The following is a 6,470-nucleotide window of genomic DNA, read 5'->3' on the forward strand; positions in this document are numbered from 1 at the left end:
TTTCAGAAGATTGTTAACATATAACAATTTATTTTACCCAATGACTGTTTATACGGATATGGTCGTCGAAGCATAATGGATTAAAAAGAGGGTTGCGTATATCATTCTGAAATACTTTCGTGATAAGCACAAAACCAAAGTTATACGAAGTTTAGGAAACGCTTTGAATTGCTCAATATGTTCATAGCACTAAACCGCTTACGCGGTGGTAGCATAGGGCGGGTGTTGCGGTTTTAGGGAACCTGCTGTGAATTCAGCAGGTGTTTGCTATATCCGGTAAAATGGGATCATCACTTTGAAGGAGATGGTTCCATGACCAATGAAGAAGTTGTTAAGCAAACCCATGAGAAGTTTGCGCTACGAGGGTTGTTTCCCCATACAGAAGAATCCTATCTGTGCGCACTGCGGCTCTTTCAACGTTTCCATGAAGATCGCCCTATTGAAACTATGGGGAGCAGGAAATCCGTGACTTTCTGCTCTATCAAACCAGTATCGGGAAAACAAACGGTAGTGTGAATATCTACAACAGCGCCCTTCGCTTTATCTTTGGTGCTGTTCTGGGTAGAAATCTGAACTGTCGAAGGATTCCCAGGCGCCGTAATCGACGAGACTTTCCTGCAATTATGAGCAAGGATGAAATCGTCCGTTTTTTCTCCGTGATCGACAATTTGAGAGACAAAGCAATGTTTGAAACGGTTTATGGCGCGGGGCTGCGGTTGTCTGAGATTGTTCACTTGCGTGTCCAGGATATTGACAGCAAGCAGATGCGCATTTTTATTCATCACGGAAAAGGCGGCAAGGACCGATTCACCTTGCTTTCCCAGCGAAATCTCGATCTTCTCCGGGAATATTGGAAGCAATACCGCCCAAATCGTCCGGAAGGGTATTTGTTTTATACCAGAAGTCGAGACAAACATATCCTTACTTCACGAGCCGTTGACAATGCATTTAACAAGTACAAGGCACTGGCCGGTTTGCCGGAATCCTATACAATTCACACTTTACGGCATTGTTTTGCCACGCATCTGCTGGAGTCCGGGGTAGAAGTCTGCCAGATTAAAGAGCTGTTGGGCCATACCTTTATCCAAACCACGGCTTTTTATCTTCACCTGAGTAATTTGAATGAGTCCATTACAAGCCCTCTGGATACGCTCCCGAAAAAGCGCGGCCGCAAGCCGAAGGTGAAGACCGATGCCTGAGGTGCAGGAGATTCTGGAGCAATACGGAGGGACATTTCTTCAAAAGCATCGCCTGTCCCTTGTCCAGCACAAGGCAATGAACGCGATTCGGAACTGCCGGACCTCCCGGCTCGGCGAGCATATGGATAAGTGTCCGCATTGTGGGTATGAACATCCGTCCTACAACTCCTGCCGCAACCGTAACTGCCCTAAGTGCCAGACATTCGCGAAAGAGCGCTGGATCGATGCGCAAAAAGCGGATCTGCTGGATGTCGGATATTTTCATGTGGTATTTACCGTCCCGCAGGAGCTGAACGCGCTGATCTACCGCAACCAGCGGGGTTGTTACAATTTACTGTTTCGGTGCGCGGCGGAAACCCTTCAGGAGCTTGCGGGCGACAAAAAATATCTGGGTGCGGCAATCGGCCTTACAGCCGTCTTACACACCTGGGGGCAAAATCTCTGCTTTCATCCGCATGCTCACTGCATCGTTCCCTCCGGTGGGTTAACGACTTTAGGTAAGTGGCAGCCCTCGCAGAAGAAATTCTTTCTCCCGATACGAGTACTCTCCCGCAAATTCCGGGGCAAGTTCATGGCTTTGCTCAAGCTGCAAATACCGGACATCGACTTCAAATTGGTGAGCCAGTGCTTTCGGAAAGAATGGGTGGTCTACTGCAAGCCGCCGTTTAAGGATGCGGCTTGCGTTATGGAACACCTCGGACGTTACACCCACCGCGTCGCCATCTCCAACAACCGCATCCTGAAGGTTGAAAACGGCGCCGTCACTTTCAAATGGCGCGATTACCGGGACGGCAGTCGCTGGAAAGCCATGACGCTGAGTGCCGATGAATTCATCCGGCGTTTTCTGATGCATGTTCTGCCTGCCGGATTCATGAAGATTCGGCACTATGGTTTTCTATCCAGCCGGGGTAAGCAGAAAAAGCTGAGGATCTGCCAAATCCAATCCGGGACGAGCCTGTGCCGGAAAGAAAAGCTTTCTGCCGAGCAGCTCATCCAAAAACTCATCGGCAGAAAACCTTCTCAGTGCCCCCGCTGCGGATACTCCGGCTTGCTCAGAACCGGATTTGCTCCACCGGGAAGCTGATAACCGCAAAACTTTTAAAAGTCTGTCTGAGGACAGGCTTGCTTTACTGTATCCATTTTACCAGAAGCTGGGGTAACCCGCAATGATGCTCTTACTGAAAAACAATTTCTCGAAACAGAACCTGACCGGTTTTAAGAAAGTCCGGAAGATGCTTTTCCCATAGCGTGCATCGCCGGCCGCGGTTTCGTGCTATGGAATTATCCAAAGTTATGCGCAACCTCGTGCTTTGAAACGCTCACGTCCTTTGCGGGGACTGGGCGTTTTTTGCGCTTAACTTCAGATAATTCTCTATTCAAACTAGGAAGTTCGGAAAATACTTTGAGCTGCCAAGTGTGCCCATACTCGGACAAACAAATTGAGATTTGTCAAATAGTAATTTCGATCTGATTTCCCTCAATTCCTACAATACAGCTTTCATAGTACCCATCGCCTGTGGTTCTGGGCCCGCTGATCACATCATATCCATCCAATTTCAATTTTGCTGTAAGAGCATTTACCTTTTCTTTGTTGCCCACACTAAAAGCAATGTGAATATAACCGGTTCGCGCCAGCTTTTTTTCTCTGTCTTCCATTTGCGGCTTCTTCATAATTTCCAATCGCGTTCCATCGTCAAATGTAAGAAAATAGGATTTAAAACCTGTGTTTTGGTTATGATATTCCGTATTGGATTTGGCACCGAAATACTGCTCAAAAAAGATTTTGACCCTTTGCAAATCATTTACATACATTGCAACGTGTTCTATTTTCATGTTATCCTCCAAACTTCTATATGTCTGCATGTTATATATGAAAGAATAATACACTGCTATCATTCTATTCTGACTGCTAAATTGTATGGATAATATGCACAAAAAGCAAAGGATACAGCTCGCATAATCTAAAGTTGAACGACTAATCCCAATTACTTCCCCAGTCTCCATAAATGGAAGGTGCTTCGGTTTTCTTTGGACTTTTCTGCAATATCTGGATTCATAAGATACTGTCCATCTCCATATTCGTTGAACAATCCAATGACAATCATTTTTCAAAAATAGCATCTTTCTTGATGCTTGGATTTTCCAAAGATATGCCAGACTCTTTGTCAATAGCGCCTGCTGTCCAAAATGAAACTAATTACTTATTTTACCCGTGTAATACTACTAAGAACATCATTTTTCATCCTCACCCCTAAAATCTGATGTACTCTGGGAAAAAGCACCGCGATCGGGCGGATATATGCCTGTTTCAGAATTAGAGCCAACTTACGATATACAGGAATATACGAATATGTCGATGCAACAAATATTGGAAAGCCAATTATATACAACAGCCAATCAAATACAGGTTGGGCTGTGTCACAATCAACGGCTGGAACCTACTGTTTTTATAGTATCACGATAAGCGTGCGTCTTTATTGACATGGTGGGTCTGATTATTTAGTAAAAGCATTGTATCGCAATTCTATCTTGACCACTGCCGTACAACCCAACAGCCGAAGACATATCTTCTTCACGAACAATATAAAGTTGAAAAGCTCCAACATCACTTGGATCTTTGGGATTACTGATCACATCACTACATCCGATCACATAAGTATCCTTATTCGTTTTTACAGTAAACCATAAATGTATCGATTTTCTATCGTTTCCTCCATTATATTCATCTTCCACGGAATCGGAAACTTTGCTGGAAACAAAATCGCCCGAATAAAATGTATAAAATTCATTAAGTTTCTCATCCACATTTCCAATTTTTGCAATAGCTTTTTTAGAAAACAGCTTTTTAACAGATGACATGTTCCTTGTGTTAATAGTATCAAGAATTGTTTTTTCTACCGTTTTCACTTGTTGAGTTTCACTTGGTGAAACGTACATTGTTCCGGGAGAAAATGGAAGAGAAAATTTTGGAAAGGAGCAAGAGCTTAACCCCATCATTAATATAAATATAAAAGCATATACACACAAAAATCTTTTCATAGTGTGCATGTTTTCTCCTTAATAAGGGACATTGAATCTATCGTAGTATTAATTCGACCAAACAAAGGAAGCTGTATATGATTGGGGATCAAATGTCCAAAAGTTAGCACCGGCATTATATTGAGCGTAGAAGGGTGCCCATAAATCGGTGTGTGTTGAAAAATCAATTGTTCCAGATAACGTAAGATTTTGGCAAGCAACATTTTGATCTTGGGGGTTGAATCCTGTAATCCACCAGGTCTTTTACCCAGGGTTCCAGTTAAAAACGGTTTTTGATCCAATCGTTTCTGCTAAAGTCATATACAAAGCATCGCTCTTATCCACATCATATTGTCCGTGGATCACGTCATCTTCTGTATATATAGCGACTTCGTCTCCGGCACCTAAATCTAAATAATCTCCCTTCCACGTCCATATAATATGCTTTCCATTATCGAAATCGAATTTCTTCTTGCCCATGCTGGTTGCAGCATGAAACACATCATCATATAATTCGAGTTCGCATGATTTCTATGACATGCCATGAATCGAACCTCCCATTTTTGCTATGATCGTCACACGAATTATTTATTACAGGTAAATTCACGGTTTGCTTGATACATCTGTTGAATCGGTGCCAGAAGGTATTTGTCTGATATACCGACAATTTGGAAAACCAGAACATCCCCAAAACTTCTGACCAACATGTGCTCCAGAACGCGCAACCCGTTGCACGAGAGGTTTTCCGCACCGCGGACAAAGGGGATTCCGGCTATCAGACAGCACAGCTTGTTCAGCGGTTGGAATTGCACCTAACACTGGGAATTTTTCTGTGGAAGGCATAGGCCGGCCAGCAGTGAGATCTTTCTGTATTTCTGGTGCATATTTTTTGTGGATCTGTTCGACATGGCGAAGCTTGTCCGCTTCGGCGACCTGAGTGTAAGGTAGCAGCGCATCGTAGATTTGTCGTATCTGCTGTGAGGTCAATACACTGCCTGTCTCGGACGCGCGCTGGGTAATGCCACGGTACACCTCCCCGCGATGGATGACCGCCGCCTTGCTAGAGGTTAACGTAATTTTTTTGAGCTGGCAGCGGTCACTGAACAGTATTAACGAATGGTATGGCAGATCGCCAAAATCAGCCAGTGCCGATTTCAGCCAGTGGATATGCCCCGCATTTTGAAGGATAGGATTAAAAAAGTGCAACTTGCGCGTGCCGTGCCCGGCCGGCAACGACTGTGTCCACTGACGCTGGGCTTCGGTGCCGAAAATCCAACCACTATAATTCTTACTTTCAAATACATAGATGCCACTCGGATGTAGCAACAACACATCAGCCTCTGTGGTTTCGTCGTTTTCGGCGGGCAAATAGATATTAAACAGAAAACGACGGGGCTGCGGAAGCGCTCGCAGGTTTTTGTAAACAAGATATTCACCATAACGGCCTTTGTTAAGATAAGTAGCAAAAAAGCCGTTTCTCGTCTGACGATGGTACTCAGATCCGTAAAAACGGATAGCCATACCTGCAATAATGAGCGCCATAATGACGACCGGAATCCACAGCAACACAAGAATCATTGAGAGAAATGAAACCATCAGCGATGTCAAAGCAGTCATATCGTTGTCCTCATTGTCATTCAGTCAATCGATTAGTAATTGGGGCTCTGTATGGGGTTATAAGCATGATTGGCAGTTCTTATTTCAGTCTGGGCTGTCAAGTATGATCATTTAGAAAATGGATCTTAATTTGGACTAGAGTTCCAAATATATTCAATGCTTTTGGCAATTTCCTGCGCTCGATTGTGTCCAAATCTATCGGCTGTGAAACCCAGTGCCCTGTCTATACCGGCAGATATACCTAATGACGTGTAATATTTTTGATCTACATTCCATCTTGCTCGATTCATCCAGTGAACATTTCTATTGATTGATTGAACCCATTCTAACGCATTTTTGTTTGACGTTGCTTGCCTGTTATCTAAAAGCCCGGTTTTTGCCAACAGCGCAGAACCAGTGCACACGGTTAGGCAGTATTTTGACTGCATCGCTATATGTTTTAGGTTTTTAATAAATTCTGGCTCATTGACCAATGGTCGTGTCCCTTGTCCGCCTGGGATAAGTAGAATACCTGAAAAATCAATATTCTTTACACGCTCAGTTGACACATACACGCCTTGCTTACTTATAATAGTACCACCTGTGACTGACACATAATGAAGTTGATATTCTGGGATACAACCCAATACCTCTACC

Annotated in this window: 8 protein-coding genes; 3 read left to right on the plus strand and 5 right to left on the minus strand. The window is 43.9% G+C overall.

Annotated elements, in window-relative coordinates:
- Nucleotides 1-312: 312 nt before the first annotated feature.
- The 3 genes from ABF463_RS13135 to ABF463_RS13145 are packed head-to-tail and all read left to right on the plus strand — an operon-like array spanning nt 313 to nt 2,283.
- Complete coding sequence (locus ABF463_RS13135; RefSeq protein ID WP_415534260.1) at nt 313-516, plus strand: hypothetical protein; 204 nt, start codon at nt 313-315, stop codon at nt 514-516.
- Nucleotides 513-1,199 carry a tyrosine-type recombinase/integrase gene (locus ABF463_RS13140; RefSeq protein ID WP_415534262.1) on the plus strand — a complete coding sequence of 229 codons (687 nt, stop codon included), beginning with the start codon at nt 513-515 and terminating at the stop codon, nt 1,197-1,199. The genes ABF463_RS13135 and ABF463_RS13140 overlap by 4 nt, the downstream gene beginning before the upstream one ends.
- Nucleotides 1,192-2,283, plus strand: a complete 1,092-nt coding sequence (locus ABF463_RS13145; RefSeq protein ID WP_415534264.1) for an IS91 family transposase — start codon at nt 1,192-1,194, stop codon at nt 2,281-2,283. Before ABF463_RS13140 ends, ABF463_RS13145 begins: the two co-directional genes overlap by 8 nt.
- Before the next feature lie 365 nt (nt 2,284-2,648).
- Here the strand turns inward: ABF463_RS13145 and ABF463_RS13150 are convergent, their stop codons facing one another.
- From ABF463_RS13150 to ABF463_RS13170, 5 genes are all read right to left on the minus strand, one after another.
- Nucleotides 2,649-3,032, minus strand: a complete 384-nt coding sequence (locus ABF463_RS13150; RefSeq protein WP_415534274.1) for a VOC family protein — start codon at nt 3,030-3,032, stop codon at nt 2,649-2,651.
- A 666-nt stretch (nt 3,033-3,698) separates the two neighbouring features.
- On the minus strand, nt 3,699-4,238 hold the full coding sequence (locus tag ABF463_RS13155; protein WP_415534266.1) for a DUF5104 domain-containing protein: 540 nt from the start codon (nt 4,236-4,238) through the stop codon (nt 3,699-3,701).
- 243 nt (nt 4,239-4,481) lie between these two features.
- The gene (locus ABF463_RS13160) at nt 4,482-4,697 is read right to left on the minus strand and encodes a hypothetical protein (RefSeq protein WP_415534268.1); all 216 of its coding nucleotides are present in this window, start codon (nt 4,695-4,697) and stop codon (nt 4,482-4,484) included.
- Nucleotides 4,698-4,820: 123 nt separating this feature from the next.
- Nucleotides 4,821-5,834 (minus strand): NERD domain-containing protein, encoded by a 1,014-nt coding sequence (locus tag ABF463_RS13165; RefSeq protein ID WP_415534270.1) that lies wholly within the window; start codon nt 5,832-5,834, stop codon nt 4,821-4,823.
- Nucleotides 5,835-5,959: 125 nt separating this feature from the next.
- Nucleotides 5,960-6,470 (minus strand): DJ-1/PfpI family protein (locus ABF463_RS13170; protein ID WP_415534272.1); only part of this gene is annotated, 511 nt, incomplete at its 5' end.

It is taken from the genome of Ethanoligenens sp. (genome assembly GCF_047718355.1).
Taxonomy (GTDB): domain Bacteria; phylum Bacillota; class Clostridia; order Oscillospirales; family Ethanoligenentaceae; genus Ethanoligenens.